This window comes from Streptomyces sp. NPDC046881 (genome assembly GCF_040645015.1).
GTDB lineage: Bacteria > Actinomycetota > Actinomycetes > Streptomycetales > Streptomycetaceae > Streptomyces.
Genome location: NZ_JBEYXJ010000244.1, coordinates 1 through 1252, shown reverse-complemented (window position 1 = coordinate 1252; position 1252 = coordinate 1). Strand labels below are relative to the sequence as shown.

General features: G+C 67.3%; 2 protein-coding genes. Both read left to right on the top strand.

All coding sequences use genetic code 11. From position 1 onward, the window contains the following. Positions 1-396, top strand: a 396-nt coding sequence (locus ABZ923_RS41315) for a DUF3459 domain-containing protein (protein ID WP_361483614.1), incomplete at its 5' end; no start/stop codon positions are given. After that, on the top strand, positions 393-1252 hold an 860-nt coding region (locus ABZ923_RS41310), incomplete at its 3' end, for an alpha-amylase family glycosyl hydrolase (protein WP_361483611.1). The genes ABZ923_RS41315 and ABZ923_RS41310, both read left to right, overlap by 4 nt.

The window sequence follows — 1252 nt, the reverse complement described above, 5'->3', positions numbered from 1 at the left end:
GCCGCCGAACGCGAGGGACGGACCATCGCGCCGCTCGTCACCCGGCTCAACACCATCCGACGACAGCACCCGGCGCTACAGCGCCTGCGGAACCTCCGTTTCCATCCGACCGACAACGATGCCGTGCTCGCCTACAGCAAGAGCACCGGTTCGGACACGGTCGTCATGGTCGTCAACCTCGACCCGCACCACACCCAGGAGGCAACGGTCTCGTTGGACATGCCGCAACTCGGCCTGGACTGGCACGCCGCCCTGCCCGTGCACGACGAACTGACGGGCGAGACGTACCACTGGGGCAGGACCAACTACGTGCGTCTCACGCCCGGCCGGGCGCCCGCGCACGTGCTCCACGTCGGGCGATCGACGCCCCAGATCGGAGGGCCCGCAGCGTCATGACCGTCAACGACCCCGTACCGGACACCTTCGAGGACACTCCCGCCAAGGACCGGGACCCGGATTGGTTCAAACGCGCCGTCTTCTACGAGGTCCTGGTCCGCTCCTTCCACGACAGCAACGGCGACGGCGTCGGCGACCTGAAGGGCCTGACCGCCAAGCTCGACTACCTCCAGTGGCTCGGCGTCGACTGTCTCTGGCTGCCCCCCTTCTTCCAGTCGCCGCTGCGGGACGGCGGTTACGACGTCTCCGACTACACCGCCGTGCTCCCGGAGTTCGGCGACCTCGCCGACTTCGTGGAGTTCGTGGACGCCGCCCACCACCGCGGCATGCGCGTGATCATCGACTTCGTGGTGAACCACACCAGCGACCAGCACCCGTGGTTCCAGGAGTCCCGCAAGAACCCCGACGGCCCGTACGGGGACTACTACATGTGGGCCGACGACGACAAGCAGTACGAGGACGCGCGGATCATCTTCGTCGACACCGAGTCCTCCAACTGGACCTTCGACCCGGTCCGCGGCCAGTACTACTTCCACCGCTTCTTCTCGCACCAGCCGGACCTCAACTACGAGAACCCGGCCGTCCAGGAGGAGATCCTGGCCGCCCTGCGGTTCTGGCTGGACCTGGGCATCGACGGCTACCGCCTGGACGCGGTCCCCTACCTCTACGCCGAGGAGGGCACCAACTGCGAGAACCTGCCCGCCACCCACGAGTTCCTGAAACGGGTCCGCCGCGAGATCGACGCGATGTACCCGGACACCGTGCTGCTGGCGGAGGCCAACCAGTGGCCCGAGGACGTCGTCGACTACTTCGGTGACTTCCGGGCCGGCGGCGACGAGTGCCACATGGCCTTCCA